Genomic DNA, 25,396 nt, shown 5'->3' with positions numbered 1-25,396 from the left:
TGCCATCGCATCCCTGCGATGTCGCAGCCCGTTGAGTTCTTCAACAGGCTGCTAAGGGCGAAAGTCCCGCCAGTGGTTGCGCAAGATTCTTGACGAATTCGGAACCACCTGTCGGCGCCAACCACTTTGCGCCGGCAGCTTAGTGCGACGGATTCGCAGGGCTGAGCAGCCCAGCGTTGGTCATCCCCTGGAACAGCGTGAAGTTGAAGGGAACCACGCCGTACAAGCCGCGGGTGAAAATCAGGCTGATCGCGTCGTCCACGACCAGGATCGCCCGCTTCGGCACCACGACCACGTCCGAATCGCGCAGCCAGATTTCGTCGGCCGGGCAGGGAGCGTGGCCGAACAGGGCTTTGCACACCGTCAGTTGCGTGGCCATCAAGTTCCAGCACTCGTCGCGGCGGAAGACCACGATGTGGTTCACGTTACCGCCCACGTTCCAACCGCCGGCCATCGCGATCGACTGCATCAACGTCGTCGGCCCGGTCAGCTCGAAACGCCCCGGCTGCCTCACTTCGCCAACGACGAAAATGTAGCGCGGGGCACGTTCGATCAGGACTGGCGTGACCTCGAATCCTGACACCAATTGCGTATAGCGCACATCGATTTCGCGCTTCAACTCGTTCATGGTCAGACCTTGCGCCGGCACCGAACCAAGACCGGGCAACTGGATGGTCCCTTCGGGCGTGACGCGGGCTTCGCGCTGTTGACCGCCGATGCCCTGCCGGGCGTCGACCGTGGCCCGCAACTCCTGCAACCTGGAATTGAGCTTGATCGGCGTAACGGTGATCGACGGATCCCGAAGGAACTTCTTGTAGCGCTGGTCCAGGTCCTGGCGCACTTCCTCGATCGTGCGGCCGGCTAACTGCACCTGCCCCAGCAATCGCAAGGTCACGGTGCCGTCGGGCTGAATGATCACCGAGCGCTGCACGTCGTCGCTGGTGAGCGATTCGATCGTCACCTCGTCGCCGACGGACAATTCATAAGGCTCGGCACTGGGTATCGTCGTCAGCCGAAAGACCAGGCCCAGCCGATCCGCGACTCGCAAACGGTATTCGGGCACGTGGCGCATACGCGCCGGGCCGATGTACTCGCCCTGCGCAAAGACTTGCCAGGGTATCGGACGCGAGTTCTCCCAAGTCTGGGCGCTGCACGCGCCCTGGTTCGTTCCACAGTACACGCCGCAGCGCCACGGCGAGGGCATGGGACACATCCCCTCGACCACGCCTGGGCCAACCGGCAAGTTCGCAAATTCCGACGGCGAGTTGCCTTCGTAGACCGGCCCCGTCAGGGCGTCGGCCGGCGGACCATTCGGGAGCGGACGCGACGACGGGGTGCCAAGCACATCGGGCGAGACCGTGTTCGGCCCGGGAGGCACGGTGGCCGGCGCCTGCGCGTGCGCCGCCGTTGCGGTGCAAAGCAGCAAGATCATCGCCATGCCCAGCATCGTGGGCAGCGACCTCCTGCCGGCAGGCGCTTCGACTCCGTTCCCGTCGACCACTTCGAGCATCCTTTCCGCTTTCTTGGAACCCTCCGTGGATTCGCGTCAGCGCACCATTTCCGGATCGGGCTTTGCCGGTCGCGATACGCGCGCCGCTCCTTCGGCCAGCTTGTCTCCAAACCATCCGTACGATTTCTTCGCGGTCTTCGCATCCGCCGCGGGAGCGGCTGCCGCGCCGGTGGCCTCGCTGGCCTTGGGTGCTTCGACCGTCGCCAATTGATCGGGATCCGCGCCGGCTGACGCCTTGATGAACGTCTCCGGATCGACGTATCGCAGCGGAACACGATCGGCCGACGTCTGCCAACCCGGTCGGTTGCCCGAGTTCTTCGCCAGTTGCTCCTGCTGGCGAGCCTGCGCGGCGCCCGCCGTGTTGCCCATCCTCTCCAGCACGTCCGCCAGGTTGTGCCAGTTTTCCGTGCGCGGCGCGATGGCTATGCTCCGCCGCAACGATGCCTCGGCCTCGGGCCACTGGCCATAGCGACCATAGAGCACGCCGAGCTCGTTGGCGGCCAGGTAGTTGTTCGGATCGATGTCGAGCGTGGCCCGGTACAGCGCCATTGCCTTGGGGCCGGCGGTCATCTTCTTCACGCTGTCCTCGGCGGCCAACGTCGATTGCAACCGTCCCAGGCCGTACAGCGCCATGGCCGCCGCCGGGACGTTCATGCCCGAGATCGTGAACTGCTGCTGGGCGTACGCGTAATAGCGCTGCATGGCCACGAGCGGTGGAACTTGTTCCGGTCGCACGTTCTGCCACACCGGTGTCTTGTGCGAACCAATAACGTCCTCGACGTGCACCAAGGTCTGACCACCCCGCGGCATGAAGTCGTCGGCCTCGCGCAAGGCACGCAAGCCTGCGGTGACCGCCATGCTATGCGCCTGAGTACGGTGTTGGGCGTCAAGCGCCTGGGCAATCAGCACCAGCCCCTGCGTAAATTCCGCTTCGGCCGAGAACAGGGCACCGCGCTCGGCCAGGTTGAACGCATATTCAATGTGCTCGCCGGCACGGTTCGAGATCATCGCCAGTTGCTGCGAAGCCTCGGCCGCCGTGGTCGTCGAAGGCGAGCTCGGCGGAGGAGACGCCACGGCACGTACCGGAGGCATCTGCCCGGCGGCTGCGCGCGACTGCACAACCGGCTGCGTGGGCCGTGGCACGGGCGCCATCGCTGCAGCAGCCGCGGGAGGCGGATTTTGGCCCGCCGCCTGCTTCTGCGCGACCGTCGACGGCACCACCGGCGCCGGCTGCTTAGCGGTCGTTTCCGCGGCAGGCGCCGCTTCCGCGGTTAACTCTTCCTTAGGCCTGGCGACCGCGGCCACCGTCGGCCGTTGCGGGGCGCTCACGACCGCCGGAACCGGCGCAGAAGCTTGTTCACGTCCCGCGCTTGCCGCCGACGGTTTTCTAGGAGCTGGTGGCGTGAGGCCGGCAACATTCGACGACGCAGCGCCCTTCGAGGACGTAGCAGCGGGCGGACGGGCGTCAGTTTCCTGATCCGCCGCAAGATCACCAGCCGCATCGCGCGCCCGGGCTGAAGGGGACATCGGCTGCGGCCAATGTTGAGGAAGCGGCCGCCGCGGCGCGACATCGGGGGTTCTAGCCACGGCCGGAGTTTCGCGTGGCGGGACATTAACGTCCGTCGTCGGCGCTGTGTCTTGCTCGCTGTCCGATTTCGCCTCGGAGAGCGCCACCGCGCTTGCCGCCGACGCCTCTTCTTCGGACGAATCTTTGACCGCCGTGGCTGGCTTTGACGCCGCAGCTACCGACGGACCGCTTGCTGCGTCCGAGGCGGGTGAGGTGGAGGCCGGTACGGTATCGGTCGGCATTGGCGTGACCGGTGCCGGCGCTTGCCGACCCTTCGCCACGCGCAGAACAGGAGCCGTCGAGGTCTTGGCCGGCGCCGGACCGTTCGAAAGCGCAATGCTCAATGCCGGCGGCGGGCTCAACGGCGGCGGCGCCGGAGCAACAGGCTCTGCCTGGGGGGCCGGCTCGGGTTGCGCGACTTGCTGAGGCACGACCGTGGTCTCGACACGCTTGGAGAGATCAACCGCCTCGACCGGCGGAGGCGCCTCTTCGGCGGGCGCATTGTCCGCGAGACGCACTGTTGGCCGGTTCTGCCGAGCGGCCACTGGAGGACTTTCCTTTGGCGCCGCCACGCTCTTTTTCGCAGGCGCGGCAGGCTTTCGAGCGGCGCTCACGACCGGCTTGCTCGCGGGCGCCTTCGTTGCGGGCGGCTTCTCATCGGGCGAGCTGACGATTCCCAGTCTTGCGGCTTGGGGCGATGTGGCCTCATCCAGAGCAACGCAGCGCGTCGCAAGGTCCGGATTGGTCGCCGATGTCTGTGCGGGGATGACTTCCACCCGCGCGACCGCGGGAGCGGCATTCTTCGAACCGGCCGAATTCACATCGGCTGTCCGGTGGCTGCAGCCCGCCAGCGCGCTGACGAATACCCCGAGCCCGGCGAGGCCCGTCGGTCGTAGCAGTCGCCAGACCGAGTCAGGTAAATCGGAGTTCGATGCCATGCGAGACGGTCAGTCCGTAGGGTAAGCGCGGATAGTAATGGACCTATCTATGAATCGACCCCGCTCACTGGCCCCATGAGGCATCTGGATGCATTCATCGCACGGCACGACCGGTCGTTGCCGAACAATCGTTACAATCGTCAAAGTCGATCCCCGGCGGGGGGGCGTCAGGATGCATGCCGCTCGCCAAAGTTTTCCGCGTCGGCAAAGTCTTGGAAATCCATGCCCGCGACGGTGGTTTGACTGAATCATCCAGCTTAAGCCGTGGCCGGCGCGTGCCGTCGGCGCCGGCAAAGGGCCGGTAGCAGTGCTTGCCAATGTTGCCGGCGGCCGGCTGGCCTCTTAGGATAAGGCGCAAACTGATCCCAGTTACCCTGACAGCGGACGGGCCAGGGAGCACGAACACGTGAGCGCCATCACGGTTTTCGGTAATCGACGGCGATTGTGCAGCGGCCCGACGCGCCGCGAAACGCTCAAGGCGGGCGCGCTTTCGCTGTTGGGCGGGCTATTCAGCAGCCAGTCGTTGTTGGCCCTCGAGCGGGCCGAACCAACGGCCCTCCGCCCGGCGCGCGCCAAGAGCGTCGTCCTTTTGTACCTGCAAGGTGGCCCGCCCACGCAGGACATGTTCGACATGAAGCCTGCAGCCACGGGGGGCGTTGGCGGCGAATTCAAGCCCATCGCCACGAGCGCCAGCGGCATCGAGATTTGCGAGTTGCTGCCACGCACGGCGCGGATGATGCACAAGTCGGCCATCGTTCGCAGCGTGTATCACAACGGCGGTTGCCATAAGAACCTGCCGATGTACACCGGCTTCGACGTGAACCTGCCGGATGAAGAATTTCGCGATAGCGATCCGCCGAGCATGGGCTCGGTGTGCTCGTATCTGGCGCGTGATCGGCAAGGCGAGCTGCCCACCTATGCGTATCTGCCTTGCCCGCTCGGCTGGGGCGAGGTGCGCAAGAAAGCCGGCCCGCATGGTGGATTCCTGGGGCAGCGCTACGACGCGTTTTCGACCGAGTGTACGGCCTACGTCGATCATCCGCCGGACGATATCTGGAGTCCGCAAGTCGTGCGCGGCGAGCCGAAGCTCGCGCGGGCCGAGTTGCCGGAGGGTATTACGCTCGACCGCTTGCGCGATCGGCGCCGCCTGGTGGACGTGCTGGACGACGAATTTCGCGGACGGGAATCGAGCCGCGACTTTGGCACTTTTCCGCGCGAGCAGCGACTGGCTTTCGAGATGCTCACTTCGGCCAAGGTCCGCGAAGCGTTCGACCTGGGCCAAGAAGACCCGCACACGCGCGATCGCTACGGCCGGACGCTGTTCGGCTCCTCGACATTGCTGGCGCGGCGGCTGGTCGAACGCGGCGTACAGTTCGTCAACGTCAGTTGGGACAATTTCTCGAAGCGCTTCGAAGTCAGCAAAGCCGGCTGGGACACTCACGAGCGCAATTTTCCCATGCTGCGCGAGACGCTGCTTCCCAACTTCGACGAGACCTATTCCGCGTTCATCGAGGATCTCGACAGCCGTGGACTGCTCGACGAGACCTTGGTCGTAACCATGGGCGAAATGGGGCGTACGCCGAAGATCAACGCCAAGGGCGGCCGCGACCATTGGACCTATTGCTACTCGGTGTTGTTTGCCGGCGCGGGCATTCGCGGAGGCACCGTTCACGGAGCCTCGGACGCGCAGGCCGCGTTCATCAAGGACAAGCCGGTCCACATTCGCGACATTTGCGCGACCATTTATCATCTGCTGGGCATCGATCCGGCGATGCTCGTCTACGATCGCGCGAACCGGCCCATCGCCGTGGCCCACGGCGGACAGCCGATTTATGAAATCCTGTCGTGACGTCGCCGTGATCGCAAAGCATTTGCTTGTCGCGTTACAAGCGCCGCGGTAACATCCAGTTGCCTCTCTTGTGTAGTCGTTCTTAGCTACGACCGGTACGCTTCTGCTCGCAAAGGAGTGACCATGTCTTCGATACGCAATTGCTGCGCGGCGCTGACGATCGTCCTTGTTGGTTACCTGACAGTCATCGCGGACGACGTCTTCGAGAAGCCCGTTCGCTTGCGAGCGGACGAAGAGATTATCGATACCGGCCCTCAGTGGGGACATAGCAGCCCGTGCATCGAAGATGTCGATGGCGACGGACTCCGCGATCTGCTGTTGGGCGATTTCAGCGGCAAGTTTCGCGTGTACAAGAACAGCGGATCTAATGAGCAACCAAAGTACACGGATGCCGGAAATCTGCGCGCCGGCGATGCGGACGCCACGGTGCGCATTTACTGTTGCGTGGGCGGACAGCCACGATTCGTAGATTTAGACGGTGACGGCATCCGCGATTTCATCAGCAGTTCGTACGATCCGGGAAGCTGCTATTTCTTCCGCGGACTTCCGGAGCATAAGTTCGCGGCCAGCAGCGAAGTGCTCGATAAGTCGGGCGTGCCGGTGCGCACATCGCCGGTGCAAAAGCAGACCTACCAGTCCTTCGGCAGCTTCTATGCGCCTGTCGATTGGGATGCCGACGGTGACGTCGATCTATTGATCGGCTGCTTCAACGGCGAGTTGAAGCTACGCGTCAACGAAGGCAACGCCCAGCACGCGAGTTTTGCGGTCGATAACCAGACGATCTACGCCGGCAGCGAGCCGTTGAAAGTTAATCACCACTGCTGCCCACTGGTGGTCGACTGGGATGGCGACGGACTGTGGGACGTGCTGGCGGGATGCGACGATGGCAGCGTCACCTGGTTCCGCAATCAAGGCAGCAAGGAAACACCGCAACTGGCCGCGGGCGTGGTGCTCGTCTCCAAATTCGCTGGGAACGGCTACAACCTGCTGCGCTTCACCGAGGAGGAAATCGTGCCGGGAATCCGCTCGCAGATCGAAGTCGCCGATCTCAACGGCGACGGCAAGCTCGATCTTCTGCTAGGCGATTTCTGTACTGCTTACGAACCGCGCGCGAACCTCTCGGCCGACGAGACGCAGCAGCTCAAGCAGCTCGTGGCCGACGAGGAATCGCGCAGTAATCCTTTTGTCGCAAAAATGGAGGCTCTGCGAAAGGACTTTGCCACACGGTATCCCGGCGATGCGATCTACAGCGAAGAGGCCGATGCGGCGTGGCAAAAGGAGTACAAGGAGCTGAGAGAGAGCCCCGAGGCCAAAGCCATGGAAGGGCAGGAAGCCGCCTTTGCGCGCGCCATGCGCCCCCTGCTGGGAAGCACGCGTGGGCGAGGTGATCGCAGCTTTGACTTGGCGAAGTCACACGGCTACGTCTGGCTTTTCACGCGTAAGTAGCGTGGCGATCGACCGTCGTTGCCCGATGGCGTTGCCGCGCACACCTCCTCAAAGACTCCACTGCCGTGAATGTCGACGACACAATGGGGCGTTATGCTGACTACGCGCCAATGACGTGCGGCGTCTTGCTGGCCGTTGTGATTGCCGCGCCCGGCTGTGAACGTGGGCAGCGTGGGGATGCGACGAGCGTCGGACACGTTGCCCCGGCGTTGAATCAGGCGACGAGCGTCGCTCCCGCAAGCAATCGCGCGGCCGAGGCTGTCGAAGATCGTCACGCCGGTAAGCCGGTGACGGTTTCGCTACGAGTGGCGAGCGGTCGGGTACACGCTGGCAGCGAGGTGGCGGCGTCCGTGCTCTTCGAAATCGGGCCAGGCTGGGAGATTCGGACGCTCGATGCCCAGCCCGAGTCAACAGCCACACGGCTCGAACTGGAGCTACCGACGGGCATTTCGGTGGCGAACGAATGGGAAGCACCGCCAGCGGCGCGCTCCCTCGCTCCGGACGGCCATGCGGCCTACGCTGCGAGCATCACGTTTTCGCGCGCACTCGTTATTGCCAGCGACATGCCGGCGGGCAAATACGCGATCGCATGCCGAGTTTCGTACCAGGTCTGCAACGAGCAAATATGCTTGCAGCCGGCAGCCGTCGAATTGAAAGTCGACGTCGACGTCGAATAGCTCGTGGCCTCGGCGGCAACCGATTAATCCAACGCCCGAGGCGTGTCGCGACGAACGTTTTAACCTTCCGCCGACTAGTGTTGCTCGGCGGCAGGCAGGCTGCGCAGCCCCAGGCTGAGCATCACCCACGTCCAGCCGTTGAACAGCATGTCGATGCCGACGAAGAGGCCAATCACGAACAGGCCGGACTTCGGCCATTCGGCCAGCACCAGCAAGCCCAACAGCGACGTGATCACGCCGTTGAGCATGAGCCATCCCCAATGGTGCAGACGTAGCGTCATCGAGGCCACGACGCGGAAGATGCCGCCGACGAGGAAGAACGACCCGAGCAGGAGGGTCAGCGCTTCGGCGCCGATGAAGGGGCGCGCCACGAGCTCACCACCGACGACCACATACAGAATGCCCGCCAGCAGCGACAACAGGAAACCGGTCCAGCGTCCGGCCCAGAACGAGCTCACGATCTGCGCGGCGCCGCCGACGACCAACAAGATGCCGAAGAACGTCACGAACAGCTCGGTGGCGAAGACGTCGTAGCCGATCGCCAGGGTACCGGCGACGATCAAGAGGACGCCCAGGAGCAGGAACCAGTACCATTCGTGGCGCAGCGCTTCGAGTTCGTGGCGAGCCAGGCTCGGTACGATCTTGGGACCAGGCGTGGACATGGCGACACCTCGTTGGCTAAGAAGTTTTGTGCGCGCCTGGGGCGCGGCCTGAATCACGAAAGTCAGTCGATCGCGGCCGCGCGCGGAATGGACTTTCCGCCTGCGCGCGGCCGCTCGTAGGGTATATAGGCCTTTTCCGATAGGCCGGCAAATAACGCCCGCCGAGCCGGTGCCACATTCCGCTCGCGCAGGCCGTTAACCGCCAAAAGCCCTACAACGGGAACCGGGGCCGTGTTGGGCGAAAGCAGCGGAGGGTCCGACGGCACACATTTTCGAAGGCCACGCGCAGCGGACGGCGCTTAGAGAAGCGGTCACCCCATCTCCAGCCAGCCGTGTACGCCGCGGACCAGCTTCAACGAAGCGCGGGCGGTGTTGGCCAGGCGCGACGCGCGAACCCAATCCTTGGTGCGCCACCAGCCGTGGCGCATGCTCGAAACCATGGTGCTCGCGTCGATCGTCCCTTCGTAAACGCGCGAAGCATCGGTCATGAAGCGCTGCTTGTAAGCTTCGGGCCCTTTGCCGAGGTCGACCCGGCGGATGCCCAGCGACTCCGCGGCGCGGAAGATCTCCATTAAAAGCAGCATGCCCGGCGAGTAGGTCGACAACTCGCGATCGAACGTGGTGAACCAACCGTGCAGGTTAGGTCCCGATCGCAGCGTGTAGGCAACCGCCGCGACGCGATCGCCGGTGTAAAGCACCGACAGCATCGACGACAGTTCTTCGCACTGATACTCGAGCAGCAGGTCCAACAGTTCGCAGACCCAGCTCGAGGCGAAGATATTGCGCTGGCCGCTGCGTTCGTATTGCGATCCCTTCCAGTCGAACAGAGTCTTGAGAATGTCGCGACTGCCGACGTGGGCTTCGAAACGGACTTCGCCCAGGTCTTTCGACATCTTGCGTTGCTGCCGTTGCAACTCGGTGAGCCTGTTACGGCCGATGCGCAAACGGCGGCAATATCCTTCGAAGCCATTCGAGAGGTCGACGTACGGAGCATCCCACGAGCGCCAGATGAACGGCGCCAGGCTTTTCTGCGGCAAGAGCAATTGATCGAATCGCCAGGTGCGCAAGCCGCACGCGCGGACGAGCGCCACGGGGTCGACATGAAAGTCGGGCCGGGAAATGATGGCCTGAAAATTCGCCAACCATCCGCCCGCCGGTCGTCCGGCGCCCCATGCCATTCGCCGAAACGGCAAAAACGCCATCGGTTCGTCGTCGCATTCCACGACGGCCACTTCGACGTCGTTGCGAACTGAACCGACGGCACGAGCGAACTCCGGGCGCAGATAAGGGCTTTCCAGCAGATCGCACTGGTCAAGAATGCTTGACCACGCTGCCACGTGATCCACGTTGAGATCGCGCGCGGGAATCGAACGAATCTTCGCAGGCATGACAGCTTCAGCGCATAACGGCATTGTTAATGCCCCCCGAACATCGGACGCGTCCGCAAGGAAAGTGCGTTTCTGTGCGTGTCGAGCGCAACGCAATGCGGGAATACGTGTCCGACTAGCGCGAAGTCTAGTTCGGATCGCAGTCAAGTGGCGCGACAAAAGATCGATCGCCTACGAACCTTTGTGCCGCGACCCCGAAAGCCGTCTTTCGCAGCCACCGTTGTCACATGAACTTGCGTCAGGCGATGGAAGCCAAACGGCCCCCAAAACGCCATTCGGCATATGCGACATTACGACGGGGTCGCGAGGCGTATATCCGGTAGAAACACCACGGGCTTTACGAAGCCTGCTCACCGCGCGACGGGATGGCCTGGCGGCGCTCGGCGATCAGTTCCGAGAGACGCCGTGCCAGCGCCCCGCACTGAAGCGCCGCCGCGAAATCCTCGACGGTCGCGTAGATTTCATGGCTCAGGAATCGCACCGTCCAATTCAGTACAAGCGGGCTGATCGTAATCACCACGTTGCCGCTGCGGTACGCTTGCCACATCTCGATTGCCGTGCCCATCGAGGCTTCGGGCACGAACGCCACCAGCACGTCGACCTCGGCCGACATTTGATTATGGCGAAAAAACACCTCGCGGCCGCGCGTGTCGTCGTAATCGAGCGAGTTCGCATGATCGGCCAGCGGGTCGTACACCGCCGCGCCCGTGAGATGCTCGGTGAGCAACTGTTTGATGCGGGCGCGATAATCCTGGTTATGGATCGCCGACGCCAGGTGCGAACCTTGCATGATGCCGGCCAGAAAGATGCGCATAGGGGGTATCGCGAGCGATTGCAGGCCTGAAATGCAGCCTCCCGTCGGGGCGACTGCCACGACGACACGTTGCCGGCTAGGATAAGGCGCAGAACCGTTCCGGCAAGTCAGGGCACGGCTCGCATCCGCATTTCAAGAGCAACCAATGAGCATCGCGCGAAACAAAACGTCCAAACCGCGAGCGGGGAAAATGCCTGCCCAGCAACCGGCGCTGCCGGCTCCGGAACCCGATCTGCGCGCCGCGCAAAAGCGGGTGCTCGCCTTGATGGCAATTCCTGGAAAGAGCGGCGAGGAAGGGGAAGTGCGCGAGTTTATCATCGATCAGTTGCGTGCCGCCGGTGCGCCAACGTCGGCGATTCGCGGAGACCAGGCTCATCGCCACACACCACTGAAAGGGGCGGTCGGAAATCTCGTGCTGCGATTGCCCGGCACGATGCGTGGAGCGCGGCGGTTGTTGATGGCGCACATGGATACCGTCCCCCTGTGCGCCGGTTCGAAGCCGGTGGTCAAAGGAGATCGCGTCAGCTCGTCCGCACCGACGGGATTGGGAGCCGACGATCGCGCCGGTTGCGCCGTCACGCTCACCGCGGCATGCGAGATCTTGAAACGCAAGTTACCGCATCCGCCGCTCGCATTCCTGTGGGCCGTGCAAGAAGAGGTCGGCCTCTTCGGCGCGCGGCACGCCAACCTGGCACTCTTGGGGCAGCCCAAGCTGGCGTTCAACTGGGACGGTGGCTCGGCCGAAAAGCTCACCGTCGGCGCCACCGGCGCCTATCGTTTGGAAATCACGGTCCACGGCATCGCCAGTCACGCGGGCGGGGCGCCCGAGCAAGGCGTCAGTGCCATAGCGATTGCCGGCCTGGCGATCGCCGAACTGCAACAGGCCGGCTGGCTGGGCGACGTGCGCAAAGGCGCGAGCCGCGGCACGAGCAACATCGGCGTCATTCAGGGCGGCGCGGCCACGAATGTCGTTACCGACCGCGTCGACCTGAAGGCCGAAGCTCGCAGCCACGATCCCGTCTTTCGCCGCGCGATTCGCGACGCGATCATCGAGGCGTTCAAGAAGGCGGCCGGCGAAGTTCGCAGCATTACCGGAGCCGTCGGGAAAGTTTCCTGCGAGTACCGGCAGGACTACGAATCGTTTCGGCTGCCTGAGGATGATGCTTCGATCGCGGCCGCCGGCGCGGCCGTGGCAGCGACGGGGGGCAAGCCGTTTCACTTTGTTTCCAATGGCGGACTCGACGCCAACTGGCTCACCGCCCGCGGCATTCCCACGGTCACTCTGGGCTGCGGGCAACTGAACGCTCACATGGTGACCGAGCAATTGGACCTGATCGAGTTTCGCCGTGCATGCCGGGTCGCTTTGCGATTAGCTACCGCCAGCGAATGATTTGAGTATGGAACTCGACGACGAAGTTTGCCTCTGTTTTCACGTCACGAAGCGCAAGCTCGTCAACTTCTTGCGCGTCGAAAAGCCGCGCCGCGCCGGTCAGATGAGCGAATGTTTCGGCGCCGGCACCGGCTGTGGGTGGTGCCGCACTTATCTCGAGCGCATGTTCAAAGCGGCGGCCGCTGGTGGTGTAACGGTCGAGAATGACCCAAGTCCGGCGGACTATGCGCGCGCACGCGCCGGCTACATTCGCCAAGGGGGCGGCACGCCGCCGCCCGGTGCGACACCGATCGACGAAGTGGATGCGTAATATTGTCGCGTGCCGCGGCACAAGCGTCCGTGCGCAGGCGCGGTAATTAAGCCATCTGGCATAGGCGCTTGCGTTGTTGTCCGAAAGCATGGTCCGGCGTGGCTTTGCGCGCCGCGCGAGCAGCCTTGCCGGGGGTAGGGCGGTGCCTTATCCTTTAAGTGACCCCGTTCTGCGTTTCCTGCGTTGCAGTCCCGCCTTGCCCAATCCGGACAACCCGGTCTCTTGAGAGCCCTCCCATGCAACCGAGTGCCTTTGCCAGACTATTGACCTTCCTCGCGGCCGTCAGTTTGTTGTCGCTCAGCGCGACCAGCGTTGCGGCCCAAGCGCCGAAGACGAAAGCGAAAGCTCCGGCCGCCTCCGCCAAGGCCAAGGGCGCCGCTCCGACGGCTGTGGCGAAAAACACCCCAGCCAAACCCGCCTCGGCTCTGAAGAAAATCGATCCGCTCGATTGGCCTAACTGGCGCGGCCCCGAGCAGAACGGCATTTCGCGCGAGACGGGGTTACCGGATTCGTGGGATCCCAAGTCCGGCAAGAACTTGCTCTGGAAGAGCGAAGATCTGCGCACCCGCAGTACGCCGATCGTCATGCACGGCAAGCTCTACACGCTGGCCAGCAGCGAGCCCGGCACCCACGCCGAAGGCGAAAAGGTGATTTGTGCCGACGCCGCAACGGGCAAAGTGCTGTGGGAAAACAAGTTCAACGTGTTTCTCTCCGACGTGCCCGACACGCGCGTCGCTTGGAGCTGTTGCGTGGGCGATCCCACGACCGGGCGTGTCTACGCCATGGGAGTCTGCGGCTACCTGCAATGCCTCGATGGCGACACGGGCAAGACCCTCTGGTCGCGCTCGCTGAGCGAGGAATTCGGCTTGCTCAGCACCTACGGCGGACGCACGAACGTGCCGGTCGTATTCGACGACCTGGTGATCATCAGCGCCGTGACGACCGGCTGGGGCGAGTTAGCCAAGCCCATGCACCGCTTCATGGCCTTCAACAAGGGGACGGGCGAGCTGGTGTGGATCAACGGCACCCGCCCGCTGCCCGATGACACCACGTACAGCACGCCCTTTCTGGCCGTGGTCGAAGGTCAGCCGCTCATGATCTTCGGCTCGGGCGACGGTTCGGTGTGGGCTTTTCAGCCTCGTACCGGCAAGCCGGTGTGGTCGTTCCGCTTTTCGCTGCGCGGGCTGAACGTATCGCCCCTTGTCGACGGCAATACGGTCTACATGGGGCAGAGCGAAGAGAACCGCGAAGACAGCACGATGGGCGCCTTCGGCGCTTACAACGCGGTCGGCATGGGAGACATCACCGCCACGAACGAGAAATGGCGTCGCAAGGAGATCATGGTCGGCCGAAGCTCGCCGCTGCTCTGGAACGGCCGCATTTACGCTTTTGACGATTCGAACGTTGTCTACGTTCTCGACGCTGCCACAGGCGCCGACGTCGGCAAGAAGCAGCCGCACTTGCTGGGTACGATCACCAGGGCGAGCCCGGTTTATGCCGACGGCAAGATCTTTGCCTGCACCACGAGCGCCTGGCACGTCTTGGAACCGACCGAAAACGGCGTGAAGATCTCCCAGCGTCTGCGCTTCCCCGACGGCGAGGAAATCTACGGCTCGACGGTGGTATCGCACGGACGTATTTATTTGCCGACGACGGTTGCCATGTACTGCATCGGCAAGGAAGACGCCAAGCCGATGGCTGACGCTCCGCCCGCCCCGCCGGCCGAGGCCGCGCTGACGGACAAGACGCCCGCCCAAGTGCAAGTCGTTCCGGCCGAAGCCCTGGTCAAGCCGGGGGAGAAGATCGCGTTCAAGACGCGGCTCTTCAACAAGCTGGGACAATTGATCAAAGAGAGCGACGCCACGTATTCGGTCGAAGGTCCGGCCGAGATCGACGCCAAGGGCAATTTCACCGCTGGCACCGTCGACGGGCATGCCGCCGCGATCATCACGGCCAAGGTGGGTGGGTTGGCCGGCACGGCGCGCGTGCGCATCGAGCCGCCGCTGCCTTGGAAGTTCACCTTCGAGGACGGCCAGGTGCCGGTCACTTGGGTCGGCGCCCGCGTCCGTCACGTGCCGCGCGATCTGGATGGCGAACACGTGATTGCCAAAATCACGACCATCCCCAAGGGAACCCGCAGCCAAAGCTGGATGGGCCCAACGAACTTGAGCAATTACACGATTCAGGCCGACGTGCGCGGCAGCATGGCGTTCAATAATGCTCCGGCCGCCGGGGTAGCCGCGGCAGGAGATGAAAAGGAAAAGGACGAGGCGGGCACCGCCGCCGACGATGCCAAGCCGGATAGCGCCAAGCCGGCCGAGGGCGCGGCGAACGGCCAAAAAGACGGCAAGATGCCCGACATCGGACTGATTGCCCAGCGCTATACGCTCGACCTGATGGGGGCCAGCCAGCAAGTGCAAATCCGCAGTTGGACCAGCGTGCTCGATCGCTTCTCGAAGTCGGTTCCCTTCGAGTGGAAGCCCGACGTCTGGTACACGATGAAGTTCCAGGCGAACGTGGTGGACGGCAAGGCCGTACTCAAGGGAAAGGTCTGGCCGCGAGGCGAGTCCGAGCCCTCGGCCTGGACCATCGAAGCCGAGGACGCGACTCCCAACACCGAAGGGAGCCCCGGCCTGTTCGGCAATGCCAGCAACGCCGAGCTGTACTACGATAACATTCTGGTCACGCCGACCCCGGCGAAATAACCGGCGCGGCGGTCGTACCGCTTGGCAGGGAAAAGAAAAACCTAGGCTTTTTGGTCTGCTTTTCGATGTCTTCGGAAAAGCCGAAGGCACGAGCAATTCTCAGCGAGAAACCACGATCATGAAATCTTTGCGTTTCGGGGCGATGTTGCTCCTGGTCGGCGCGGTCGGCCTTGGCGGATTCAGTTTCGTCTCAGCTCAGCAGGCCAGGAAGGCGGCTCCCAAAGCGCCTGCCGCTACCACGCCCGCGAAAACGGTCCCCAAGACCGCCGCCAAGCCGGCGGATAAAGCCGACGCCAAGGCGGCCGATGCGAAGAAGGATGCCGGCCCCGAGGTCAGCAATCGCTGGTGGAACCAGTGGGCCGGCTCGTCGCTGCGCAATAACACGCCGGTGGGCAAGAACATTCCCGCCGAGTGGGAGACGGGCGATTTCGACGCCAAGACGGGCGAGTGGAAGAAGGAAACCAGCAAGAACATCAAGTGGGTCGCCAAGCTCGGCTCGCAAAGCTACGGCAACCCGGTGGTGGCCGACGGCAAGATCTGGGTCGGCACCAACAACGGCGCCGGCTGGCTGAAGCGGTACCCGGCCGAGACCGATCTTGGCTGCCTGTTGTGCTTCAACGAGGAAGACGGCAAGTTCCTGTGGCAGCACTCGAGCGAAAAGCTGCCGACCGGCCGCGTGCACGATTGGCCGCTGCAAGGCATCTGCTGCGCCCCGTACGTCGAAGGAAAGCGGCTGTGGTTCGTCACCAGCCGCGGCGAAGTTCTCTGCCTCGATACCGAGGGCTTCCTCGACGGCAAGAACAACGGCCCCTTCACGTCGGAGAAGAGTACGGAAAAGGACGAAGCCGACGTCATCTGGGACTTGGATATGATGAAGCAGTTGGGCGTGTCGCAGCACAATATGTGCAGTTGCTCGATCACGGCCACCGGCGACATCCTGTGGGTTTGCACCTCGAACGGCGTCGACGAATCTCACGTCAACCTGCCGGCGCCGCAAGCGCCCAGCTTTCTGGCCGTCGACAAGAACACGGGCAAGGTGCTGTGGTCCGACAGCTCGCCCGGCATGAACATCCTGCACGGTCAGTGGTCGAGTCCGACGTACGCCGTGCTCGGCGGCGTGCCGCAAGTGATGTTCGCCGGCGGCGACGGCTACCTGTACAGCTTCCTGGGCGAAGCCACGCCCGGCGGCAAGGCCGAAATGTTGTGGAAGTTCGACGCTAATCCCAAGGAGTCGAAATACATCCTCGGCGGACGCGGCACACGCAACGAGATCATCGCCACGCCGGTCGTGTACGAAGGGCTGGTCTACCTGGCCGTCGGTCAGGATCCCGAGCACGGCGAAGGGCAGGGGCACCTGTGGTGCATCGATCCCACGAAGCGCGGCGACGTGAGCTCGGAGTTGGCCTTCAACGTCAACAACCTCAAGCAGCCCATCCCGCACAAGCGGTTGCAGGCCGTTGACCCGACGGCGGGCGAAGTCGCCCGGCCGAATCCGAACTCGGCCGTGGTCTGGCACTACGCCGACTTCGACCAGAACGGCGACGGCAAAGTCGAATTCGAAGAAACCATGCACCGCACCTGCGGCACCGTGGTGATCAAGGACGACATCCTCTATCTTTCCGACTTCAGCGGGCTGTTCCACTGCCTCAACGCCAAGACCGGCAAACCCTACTGGACGCACGACTTGTTCGCGGCCACCTGGGGCTCGGCCTTGATCGTCGACGGCAAGGTGTTTGTCGGCGACGAAGAGGGCAAGGTCACCGTGTTCAAGCTCGGCACCGAAAAAGAAATCCTGGCCGAGAACAACATGGGCAATTCGGTCTACAGCACCCCGGTCGTGGCCAACGACATCCTGTACATCGCCAACAAGACGCACCTGTTCGCCATCGAGAACATGGAAGACAAGTAGATGTCCTTGGTTTGCAGCGCTGCGACGAATACGTCCACAGATTGCACAGATTCGAAAAACCCGCTACGCGTCTATTGACGGTCGCAATCACACTTGCCCGAAGCGCCAGCGAGGCGCTCTTGTTCCCTCGCTGGCGCTTCGGGCTAGTAATTGAATGCGGGCATTGTTCGCCCACGTATCTGCGGAATCTGTGTCATCTGCGGATGCATTTGTCTTTTCCTTGTAGGCTTGTCACATGAGCAAGCGCGTGCTCGACGTCGGCCAGTGTTCGCCGGATCATTTCTCGATTCGCCGGTTGCTCGAATCGCGCTTCGCGGCCACGGTGGTGCAGGCGCACGGCCTGACCGACGCGCTCGCCGAGCTGCGGCGCGAGCCGGTGGATCTCGTGCTCATCAATCGCAAGCTGGACGCCGACTACTCTGACGGCATGGAAATCCTGGCGGCGATCAAGGCCGACGCCGCGCTGGCTGGCGTTCCCGTGATGTTGGTCAGCAACTATGCCGATGCGCAAGCCGCGGCCGTGGCCGCTGGCGCCCTGCCCGGTTTTGGCAAAGCGGAACTCTCGCGCCCGGAAACCGCCGCAAAGCTGCGCGCCGTTCTAGGGTGATCGCCCCTAGCGCTGCGAAGAAGTCCATCCGCAGATTCCACAGATGGGAAGAATGCGGGATGAGAGTCATTTGACGGCTGCAATGACACTAGCCCGAAGCGCGAGCGAGGGAGTCGTTGCGAATCATTCCCTCGCTCGCGCTTCGGGCTAGTAGTTGAGGGCGTGCTCATATCGCCCACATCTATCTGCGAAATCTGTGTAATCTGCGGATGGATTAATCCGCCTATTACGCCCGCTTGAACATGCTGCCGACGACGAAGCCGATGCCGGCCAGTACGAGACCGACAGCCAGGGCGGCGCCGTAGAGCTTTAGATTCGTGCCCAGGCCCCAATTCTTGGCCATTCGCGGGGCCAGGTTGCCGAACAGGGTCATGCCGATCAGGCCCCACATCAGGCCCAGCCCGGCTCCCATCTGCTGGCGCTTCTTCATCGTGGCCTTGTCGGCGGTCGGGGCCGCTTCGGCGGCGTCCGCGTCCGCTTTCGCTTTCCCCTTGGCGGCCGGCGCGGCCACGTCGGCCAGCGCCGTCCCCGTGGCGACGCCGGCGGCCATTTGCGCGGCGGCGGCTTCCTTCGGGTAATACTTGCCCACCGCCTCGTTGACGTCCGCCGGCGTGCAAAGAATCGTACGTACCGGCATGCCAAATCGCAGCCGCAACTCTTCCTCGACGTCAGGCACGAGCGGATTGGGTGAAGCCATCAACAATTCGCCATGGTCGGCCATCACCGGCACGCAGGAATGTTGCCTTGCGAGCACGGCCGGCACCTTCGGCGCCAGCTCTTCGCTGACGCCAACGTCCGCCAGATCGATATACGGCAAACCTAGGGATTCGGCATACGCCATCATCACCACGTCGGCCGGCACTTTTTGCTGGATCACCGCGTCGCGAATTTCCAGGTTGATGGCCTTGGCCAGGTTGCGCGCTTTCTCGAGTCCTGTCGCGTCGATGATCTTGCGACCCACGAGGATTTCTTCCAACGTGTGCTTGCGGCGCTTGCTCGTTTCAGCGCGGCCCAGCGAGGCGTCGTATTCTCCCTTGCGGCGCGTGTCCGTCAGGCACAGCATCGCCTTGGCCAGCTCGTTGAGGAGATCTTGCGATTGCTGCGCGAAATCGCCACTGGCGAACTTCCGGACGTGGGCGTTCATCTTGCGATAGTGCAAGCGAATCTTGGCCGGGTCGTCCTCGAACTTGTTCAACCGCAGAAGCTGATAATGCGTCAGCGGCCGGGCTGTCTCGGTGATGCCCAGCCAATCGCGGTAGACTTCTAACTGTTTCGCCATGTGCTATCGGTGGATGAGTGATTTCGCCGGCTAAGAGTATCTTGGCACGCCACGCGCTCGGCTCGGCCGGATGATTAGCGCGTGCGAGCTGGGTCGGTCACGCGCCCGCGCGGTTCCTGGTGCACACAGTGCACCCTACAGGCACAGCGATCGCGGGCCCTCACGAGTCTATTCCACGACGTAATCCTTCGCCAGACTCGTATAGGCGTCGACCTGCTTGTCGTCCAAGCCGCTTTTACGCTGGATGTCGATCGTGGCTTCCTGCCCGCCGGTCACGTCCTTGGCCCGCACGCGCACCCGGCCCGAGCTGTCGAAGGCGTAAGTCACTTCGATCGGCGCGCCCTTGGGCAGATTGTCGGGCAAGTTCGTGATGCTGCAATTGCCGATCAACGAGCAGGCTTCGGGATCCGGCGCATCGCCCTCGATCACCTTCACCGTCACGCGCTGCTGCGCGGGAGCGTTGGTGTGGAAAGTCTGCTTGGTTTCCGCCGGCAGCCGCGTGTTGCGGCGGATCATCAGGTGATTGATCATCTTGCCGGTGCGCGGATGCTTGACGGCCACGCCCAGCCCGTGCGAGTTGACGTCCTCTTGCTTGATCTGCTTGAGGTAACGGCGTACTTTCTCGCCGAGCTCGCTTTTTTCACCGCGATACTTCGCCTCCAGAATCGCGGCGTGAATCGCCGCGCCTTGCGCCACCGACGTGTGCGGTGAAATCCCCTGGTACGGCTTGATGCCGGTCACTTGCTCGAGCAGTTGGGGCACCTTGGGCATCAAGGTCGACCCGCCCACCAGCACGATGGCGTCGAGCTGGCCCGGCTCGATCTTGGCCTGTTCCAGCACCTGTTCGGTGGTGTCGATCGTGCGCTGCAAGAGGTCGGCAGTCATATCCTCGAATTGTTCGCGCGTGATCGTGACCGACAAGCTTTTGCCGCCATGCCGGCAGATGATCGAGGCCTGCTGATCTTCGGAGAGCATGATCTTGGCCTGGTCGCAGTCGTGCCGCAGCATTTGCATGGTGGCCGGCGAGCTGCGCACGTCGAGGTTGTGGCGCGCCTGAAACTCCTTGGCCACGTGCTCCAGGATGCGATCGTTCCAGTCGACGCCCCCCAACTGCACGTCGCCGTCGGTGGCCAGCACCTGGAAGTGCGTGGGTGTATAGCGCACCAGCGTCACATCGAACGTGCCGCCCCCCAGGTCGTACACCAGCGCCTGGTGTGGCCTGTCAAAGGCCTGCTTCGAGGCGCCCAGCTCGTTGCGATGCCAGGCGTAGGTGAGCGTCGCGGCCGTCGGCTCGTTGATGATGTCGATGACGTTCAGCCCGGCGATCTTGCCGGCGTCCTGCGTTGCCTTGCGGCGCGAATCGTTGAAATACGCCGGCACCGTGATCACGGCGTTGCCGATCTTGCCGATTTGCTTTTCCGCGTCCTGCCGCAACTTTTTCAGAATCAGCGCCGACAAGAACTCGGGCGTGATCTCGTGACCGTCGAAGGTGCGCTTGAATTCGGCATTGCCCATGTGCCGCTTGACGCGCTCGACAACGTGCTCGGGATCCTCCATCGCGGCCCGCATGCGGCTGGGGCCGACGATCACGTGGCCGCTTTCGGCCAAAAGGATCAGGCTGGGCGTTTCGATCTCTTCGTCTTCGTTCGGGAGCGCGACCGGGTTGCCTTGCTCATCCAGATGGGCAATGGCCGAAAACGTGGTGCCAAGATCAATACCGACGGTCAGACCGGGTTGGAACTCCATGGGCGACGAACTTCCGCGTGAATCGGTGGAACTGATTGACAAGTCGCTCTCGCCGCCGGCGCGACGCCGCGACCGCTGTGCCGTCACAGCAACCCGGACAGGCCCGGCGATGAATCGGAAATGCGATTGTGGGCTGCCCCTCGACGAGAGTCAACGAAGTGAAAGTGCGAGGTGACGGCGCAATCTGACCGCTGGAGCCCGTAGGGTGCCCTGTGGGCACCGTGGCGCGGGAGCTTCGTTCCTGGTGCGCAAGAGCGCACCCTACGCCCCGGGGCCTCGCCGAGACCAGCTTCGGAAGACAGCAGGCATCTCCCCTTAATTTGACTGTATGCCCGGCGCGTGGGACGGGGAAGGGGCGGTGCCGTGAGGCCGATTTTTCGGAACGGCACGGCAACGGGAAAGCCTGTGGAATTTTCTTGCGATTGGCTATCGCACTCGGGTAGCATTCGTGCATAGAGGAGTGCAGGCGCCGGAACCGCCTGCGGCTCGCGATATTTCTGCATTCACGGTTCCGTGAATAAATCGCGCCAGAAGAGGAGGTGTCTATGTCACGCAAGTGGACGTTGGCGGCTGCGCTCGTGGTGTGCCTGATGACGACGAACGTCGTTTCTGCTCAGGCGGTCGAGGAAGTCGATCCGTTCGGATCCGACACTCCGAATAACGCACCCTCCCAAGCAAAGGAAAAACCTCGAGGCGTTGGCGGGGGGTTAAGCGGCCTGCGCGCAGGTGCGCCTGCCGCCGGGTCGACAGATCAGGGCACCCGCGGTCTGGCTCGGCCGAACGAACCTCGCGAGGTCGACTACGCAAGCATTCTGCGGCAGCCTGTTGATCTGGACTTCACCGATACGCCCCTGGCGGACGTGATGGAATATTGCAGCAAGAAGTTGGATATCAACATCCGGTTGGATCCCAAAGGACTGACCGACGCCGCCGTCGATCCCTCGGCGCCGGTCACCTTTGCCACGCGTAAGCCGATTACCTTCGAATCGGCACTGCGAATGATGCTCGAAGAATTCGATCTGACCTTCGTCGTCCAAAACGAGGCATTGACGATCACCAGCAAAGAAAAGGCGGATGAAATCCTGGTGACGAAGGTTTACTTCGTTGGCGATTTGATAAGGACAGGCTCTCAGAGAGCACCTCAGTTCGGGCCCCTGATGAATCTCATCACGTCCACGATCCAGCCCGACACCTGGGACGACAACGGCGGACCGGGCAGCATCCAACCCTTCGCCCGAGAATTTTTGGTATTCAGCCAAAAGCAGGACGTTCACGACGAGATCGCACAGCTCTTCGAGAAACTACGCGAAGGATTGAAAAATCGCGGCGGCGACAAGAACACCTGGAAGGACGAACTGGTTACAAAGCTCTACTCCACCGGCACGGCGTCAGGCGAGCAGATGGCCGAGGCGATCAAGAAGCTCGTCGCGCCATCCTCCTGGAAGGATCAGGGGGGCAAAGGCGAGATTTGCGTTGTCGAGCGCAGCGCGTCAACCCAGGGACAGCCCAACGCCGCGACGACGGGAGACGCGCTACTCATTCGCCAAGCCGGCGACGTCCACGATCAGATCGCCGAAATGTTGTCAGGCTCAAATCCCACAGGTCCCATGACTGGCGGGATGATGGGTGGTGGAATGGGCGGTGGAATGATGGGTGGCATGCCGGGCGGCACGGGTGGAGGAACGTTCGGAGGCCGCGGTGGCGCAATGGGCGGAGGGATGGGCGGCGGCCGCGGCGGCGCAACACGTGGAGGACCGTTCGGAGGAATGGCTGGCGGCGGGGTTGGTGGAATGGGTGGCATGGCGGGCGGCATGGGGGGAGGAATGGCCGGCGGAACGCTGGCTGGCGGAGGCCAACAGCCGCAAAAACAAGAACGCGTCGCGGACGATGCCTTCGCCCGCGTGCTCCCACGTCGACCTTGGGGCGACGACGGCCACCACGTTCCCTCGGCCGATGCGAAAAGCGGCGAGGCCTACGCATCGATCGTCGAAAACAACTTCGAATCCGTCTGGCAACAGCCCCTTTCGACCTTCTCGATCGATGTCGATACGGCCGCCTACGCCAATGTGCGGCGTTATCTGAATCAGAACACCATGCCTCCGGCAGATGCCGTGCGCATCGAGGAGATGGTGAACTACTTCCGCTACGATTACGCTCCGCCGCAAGACAACGTCCCCTTTGCCGCACACACGGCGGTGGCCGATTGCCCTTGGGCGCCCGCGCATCGCCTGGTGCGAGTGGCACTGAAGGGGCGCGAGATTGCCGTCGACAAGCGTCCCCCCAGCAACCTGGTATTCCTGCTCGATGTCTCGGGCTCGATGCGCGACCCGAACAAACTCCCCCTCGTCAAGGAGGGACTGCGCCTCCTGCTCGGCAAGCTCGACGAGAACGACCGCGTGGCGATCGTGGTCTATGCCGGCGCGTCAGGCGTAGCGCTCCCGTCGACCCTGGGGAGCGACAAGCAGAAGATCATGCAGGCCATCGACGCCTTGCAAGCCGGTGGCTCGACCAATGGCGCCTCGGGCATTCAACTGGCTTACGACACCGCCGTGGCAAACTTCGTCCGCGGCGGCGCGAATCGAGTGATCCTGGCGACCGACGGCGACTTCAACGTCGGCATTACCGATCGCGAGCAACTCGTCGCGCTGGTCAAGGAAAAGGCCGCCAGCGGCATTTTTCTCAGCGTGCTCGGTTTTGGCATGGGCAACCTGAAAGACGCCACGCTCGAGCAACTGGCCGACAAAGGCAACGGCAACTACGCGTATATCGACTCGCTCGCCGAAGCCCGCAAGGTGCTCGTCGAACAACTCTCGGGCACGCTGGTGACGATCGCCAAAGACGTCAAAATTCAGATCGAGTTCAATCCGGCACGTGTGCAATCGTACCGACTGATCGGCTACGAGAATCGCATCCTGGCCAAGGAAGATTTCAACGACGACAAGAAAGACGCCGGCGAGATCGGGGCCGGGCACACTGTCACGGCGCTCTACGAAGTCGTTCCCACGGGCGCCCCGGGCGCACCAGGTACGGTCGACAAGCTGGAGTATCAAAGCACCCCGTCGACTCCGGCCGCCGAACGGTCGAACGATCTCTTGATGCTCAAGCTCCGCTACAAAGAGCCGGATGGCAACGAGAGCAAGCTGCTGAAGTTCCCTGTCGCGGATCGCAGCCAGCCGATCGCCGCGGCGGGAGACGATTTCGAGTTCGCCGCGGCCGTCGCCGCCTTCGGCATGATCCTGCGCCAATCGGCGCACAAGGGGAGTGCCAACATCGACCTGGTCCTGCAACTGGCCGAAGCAAGCCAAGGCGCCGACCGCGACGGCTACCGCCTGGAATTCACCGATTTGGTGAAGAAAGTCCGGGCCATCTCGCCGTAGGTGGAGTGCCGAATCTCAGAAAGTAACTCAATTGACGAATGTCCACATTGATCGCGCTGGTTGATACATTCAACTCGCTAAACGATCCTGAGAGGGGCGATCGGAACCGCCGTGCTCACGACAATTCAGCATTTCTGGCCATTCACAAGGGAGGCACGCATGTTACCCACGAAGATGTTCGTTGCTGCGCTTCTGGTGTGTTGGGGAGTTGGTTCAACGTGCATGGCCGACGACACGCCGGGAACGGGATCGACCGGCAGTGGTGGCGCGGGCGCAGTTTGCGACAAGGCGGCCATCGTTACCTCGGCAACATCCGGTAGTGCCAAGGAGCAAACGGAGAGAATCGAGCGCGCGCTCAAGGATCTTGTCGACCTCCAATTCGTCGACACTCCTCTTTCCGATGTTGTCGACTATTGCTCGAACCGCCTGGAGATCAACATCCTCATCGACGGTAAAGGCCTGACCGACGCCGCGGTCGACCCGTCGGCGCCCGTCACCTTCGCCACGCACAAGCCGATCACATTTGAGTCAGCGCTGCGCCTCATTCTTCGGGAGTTCGACCTGGCGTTCGTTGTTCAGGACGAGGTGCTCAGTATCACAAGCCGCGAAAGAGCCAATTCGGTTCTCACGACCAAGATCTACTACGTGGGCGACCTGGTCGTTGTCGGTGGCTCGAAGCGACCGAATTATGGGCCGCTGATGAATCTGATCACTTCGACGATTCAGCCCAACACCTGGGACGACAATGGCGGCCCGGGCAGCATCCAGCCGTTTCTGGCGACGGGGTCGTTGGTGTTCAGTCAGAAGCAAGACGTCCACATCGAGGTCGCCGAGTTACTCACGAAATTGCGGCAGCAGCAAAAGGAGCACGGCGCCCCGGCCAACGCGCGAAAGGATGAACTCTTTCTCAAGACCTACAACGTCGGCACGATTTCAGGTGAACAGGCCGCCGACGCGATTCGCAAGCTGATCGCCCCTTCGACCTGGCAAGGCAAGGGGGGCGAAGGAGAGATCTGCGTTGTTAGCCAGCGGCTGTCCAAACCCGGCCAGACCGAGACTCTATCGTCGGATATGCTTTTTGTCCGCCAAACCGGCGAAGTTCACGACGCGATTGCTGATTTGCTTACGGGGATGCGGCCAAGTCGCACGGGTGGGATGACGGCATTCGGCGGCTGGGGCGGCGGAGGCGGCATGATACTGGTGCCGGGACAGCAATAAGTCT

At 62.9% G+C, this 25,396-nt stretch carries 17 protein-coding genes; 10 read left to right on the top strand and 7 right to left on the bottom strand.

The genetic code is table 11. From position 1 onward, the window contains the following. Positions 1-139: 139 nt before the first annotated feature. Positions 140-1,510 carry a polysaccharide biosynthesis/export family protein gene (locus tag VHD36_13280; protein HVU88286.1) on the bottom strand — a complete coding sequence of 457 codons (1,371 nt, stop codon included), beginning with the start codon at positions 1,508-1,510 and terminating at the stop codon, positions 140-142. A 36-nt stretch (positions 1,511-1,546) separates the two neighbouring features. Further along, on the bottom strand, positions 1,547-3,622 hold the full coding sequence (locus VHD36_13275; GenBank protein ID HVU88285.1) for a hypothetical protein: 2,076 nt from the start codon (positions 3,620-3,622) through the stop codon (positions 1,547-1,549). 799 nt (positions 3,623-4,421) lie between these two features. Here VHD36_13275 and VHD36_13270 point away from each other — a divergent pair. The 3 genes from VHD36_13270 to VHD36_13260 all read left to right on the top strand — a co-directional run bounded on the left by VHD36_13270 (position 4,422) and on the right by VHD36_13260 (position 7,987). Beyond that, the gene (locus VHD36_13270; protein HVU88284.1) at positions 4,422-5,864 is read left to right on the top strand and encodes a DUF1501 domain-containing protein; all 1,443 of its coding nucleotides are present in this window, start codon (positions 4,422-4,424) and stop codon (positions 5,862-5,864) included. 123 nt (positions 5,865-5,987) lie between these two features. Further along, complete coding sequence (locus tag VHD36_13265; protein ID HVU88283.1) at positions 5,988-7,310, top strand: VCBS repeat-containing protein; 1,323 nt, start codon at positions 5,988-5,990, stop codon at positions 7,308-7,310. A gap of 65 nt (positions 7,311-7,375) precedes the next feature. After that, positions 7,376-7,987 (top strand): hypothetical protein, encoded by a 612-nt coding sequence (locus tag VHD36_13260; GenBank protein ID HVU88282.1) that lies wholly within the window; start codon positions 7,376-7,378, stop codon positions 7,985-7,987. A gap of 74 nt (positions 7,988-8,061) precedes the next feature. Here VHD36_13260 and VHD36_13255 read toward each other — a convergent pair whose 3' ends face one another. The 3 genes from VHD36_13255 to VHD36_13245 all read right to left on the bottom strand — a co-directional run bounded on the left by VHD36_13255 (position 8,062) and on the right by VHD36_13245 (position 10,851). Then, positions 8,062-8,649 carry an HdeD family acid-resistance protein gene (locus VHD36_13255; protein HVU88281.1) on the bottom strand — a complete coding sequence of 196 codons (588 nt, stop codon included), beginning with the start codon at positions 8,647-8,649 and terminating at the stop codon, positions 8,062-8,064. 311 nt (positions 8,650-8,960) lie between these two features. Beyond that, positions 8,961-10,037, bottom strand: coding sequence for a GNAT family N-acetyltransferase (locus VHD36_13250; GenBank protein HVU88280.1), 1,077 nt, complete (start codon positions 10,035-10,037; stop codon positions 8,961-8,963). Positions 10,038-10,374: 337 nt separating this feature from the next. Continuing rightward, complete coding sequence (locus VHD36_13245) at positions 10,375-10,851, bottom strand: nucleoside 2-deoxyribosyltransferase domain-containing protein (GenBank protein ID HVU88279.1); 477 nt, start codon at positions 10,849-10,851, stop codon at positions 10,375-10,377. Positions 10,852-11,041: 190 nt separating this feature from the next. Here VHD36_13245 and VHD36_13240 point away from each other — a divergent pair, with 190 nt between their 5' ends. From VHD36_13240 to VHD36_13220, 5 genes are all read left to right on the top strand, one after another. After that, positions 11,042-12,241 (top strand): M20/M25/M40 family metallo-hydrolase, encoded by a 1,200-nt coding sequence (locus VHD36_13240; protein HVU88278.1) that lies wholly within the window; start codon positions 11,042-11,044, stop codon positions 12,239-12,241. A 7-nt stretch (positions 12,242-12,248) separates the two neighbouring features. Then, positions 12,249-12,551 carry a (2Fe-2S)-binding protein gene (locus VHD36_13235; GenBank protein HVU88277.1) on the top strand — a complete coding sequence of 101 codons (303 nt, stop codon included), beginning with the start codon at positions 12,249-12,251 and terminating at the stop codon, positions 12,549-12,551. Between the two features lie 236 nt (positions 12,552-12,787). Further along, positions 12,788-15,256: a PQQ-binding-like beta-propeller repeat protein gene (locus VHD36_13230; GenBank protein ID HVU88276.1), complete on the top strand. Its 2,469-nt coding sequence runs from the start codon at positions 12,788-12,790 to the stop codon at positions 15,254-15,256. Positions 15,257-15,374: 118 nt separating this feature from the next. Further along, entirely contained in the window at positions 15,375-17,165 is a 1,791-nt protein-coding gene (locus VHD36_13225) for a PQQ-binding-like beta-propeller repeat protein (protein HVU88275.1), read from the top strand. Between the two features lie 235 nt (positions 17,166-17,400). Continuing rightward, on the top strand, positions 17,401-17,772 hold the full coding sequence (locus VHD36_13220; GenBank protein ID HVU88274.1) for a response regulator: 372 nt from the start codon (positions 17,401-17,403) through the stop codon (positions 17,770-17,772). Between the two features lie 226 nt (positions 17,773-17,998). Here VHD36_13220 and VHD36_13215 read toward each other — a convergent pair whose 3' ends face one another. Both VHD36_13215 and VHD36_13210 read right to left on the bottom strand, forming a co-directional pair. Then, on the bottom strand, positions 17,999-19,051 hold the full coding sequence (locus tag VHD36_13215) for a hypothetical protein (protein HVU88273.1): 1,053 nt from the start codon (positions 19,049-19,051) through the stop codon (positions 17,999-18,001). A gap of 168 nt (positions 19,052-19,219) precedes the next feature. Beyond that, on the bottom strand, positions 19,220-20,797 hold the full coding sequence (locus tag VHD36_13210; GenBank protein ID HVU88272.1) for an Hsp70 family protein: 1,578 nt from the start codon (positions 20,795-20,797) through the stop codon (positions 19,220-19,222). Positions 20,798-21,342: 545 nt separating this feature from the next. Between VHD36_13210 and VHD36_13205 the strand changes: the two genes are divergently transcribed. After that, positions 21,343-24,174, top strand: a complete 2,832-nt coding sequence (locus VHD36_13205) for a VWA domain-containing protein (GenBank protein HVU88271.1) — start codon at positions 21,343-21,345, stop codon at positions 24,172-24,174. Between the two features lie 159 nt (positions 24,175-24,333). Continuing rightward, positions 24,334-25,392, top strand: a complete 1,059-nt coding sequence (locus tag VHD36_13200) for a hypothetical protein (protein HVU88270.1) — start codon at positions 24,334-24,336, stop codon at positions 25,390-25,392. Positions 25,393-25,396: the final 4 nt, after the last annotated feature.

It is taken from the genome of Pirellulales bacterium (genome assembly GCA_035546535.1).
In the GTDB taxonomy this organism is placed as follows: domain Bacteria; phylum Planctomycetota; class Planctomycetia; order Pirellulales; family JACPPG01; genus JACPPG01.
This window is presented reverse-complemented; position numbering and strand designations above follow the sequence as displayed.

Coding starts and splice junctions, on each gene's coding strand:
- VHD36_13280 (HVU88286.1), bottom strand. CDS start 1,510: ATGCTCGAAGTGGTCGACGGGAACGGAGTCGAAGCGCCTGCCGGCAGG.
- VHD36_13265 (HVU88283.1), top strand. CDS start 5,988: ATGTCTTCGATACGCAATTGCTGCGCGGCGCTGACGATCGTCCTTGTT.
- VHD36_13255 (HVU88281.1), bottom strand. CDS start 8,649: ATGTCCACGCCTGGTCCCAAGATCGTACCGAGCCTGGCTCGCCACGAA.
- VHD36_13250 (HVU88280.1), bottom strand. CDS start 10,037: ATGCCTGCGAAGATTCGTTCGATTCCCGCGCGCGATCTCAACGTGGAT.
- VHD36_13245 (HVU88279.1), bottom strand. CDS start 10,851: ATGCGCATCTTTCTGGCCGGCATCATGCAAGGTTCGCACCTGGCGTCG.
- VHD36_13240 (HVU88278.1), top strand. CDS start 11,042: ATGCCTGCCCAGCAACCGGCGCTGCCGGCTCCGGAACCCGATCTGCGC.
- VHD36_13235 (HVU88277.1), top strand. CDS start 12,249: ATGGAACTCGACGACGAAGTTTGCCTCTGTTTTCACGTCACGAAGCGC.
- VHD36_13230 (HVU88276.1), top strand. CDS start 12,788: ATGCAACCGAGTGCCTTTGCCAGACTATTGACCTTCCTCGCGGCCGTC.
- VHD36_13225 (HVU88275.1), top strand. CDS start 15,375: ATGAAATCTTTGCGTTTCGGGGCGATGTTGCTCCTGGTCGGCGCGGTC.
- VHD36_13220 (HVU88274.1), top strand. CDS start 17,401: ATGAGCAAGCGCGTGCTCGACGTCGGCCAGTGTTCGCCGGATCATTTC.
- VHD36_13215 (HVU88273.1), bottom strand. CDS start 19,051: ATGGCGAAACAGTTAGAAGTCTACCGCGATTGGCTGGGCATCACCGAG.
- VHD36_13210 (HVU88272.1), bottom strand. CDS start 20,797: ATGGAGTTCCAACCCGGTCTGACCGTCGGTATTGATCTTGGCACCACG.
- VHD36_13205 (HVU88271.1), top strand. CDS start 21,343: ATGTCACGCAAGTGGACGTTGGCGGCTGCGCTCGTGGTGTGCCTGATG.
- VHD36_13200 (HVU88270.1), top strand. CDS start 24,334: ATGTTACCCACGAAGATGTTCGTTGCTGCGCTTCTGGTGTGTTGGGGA.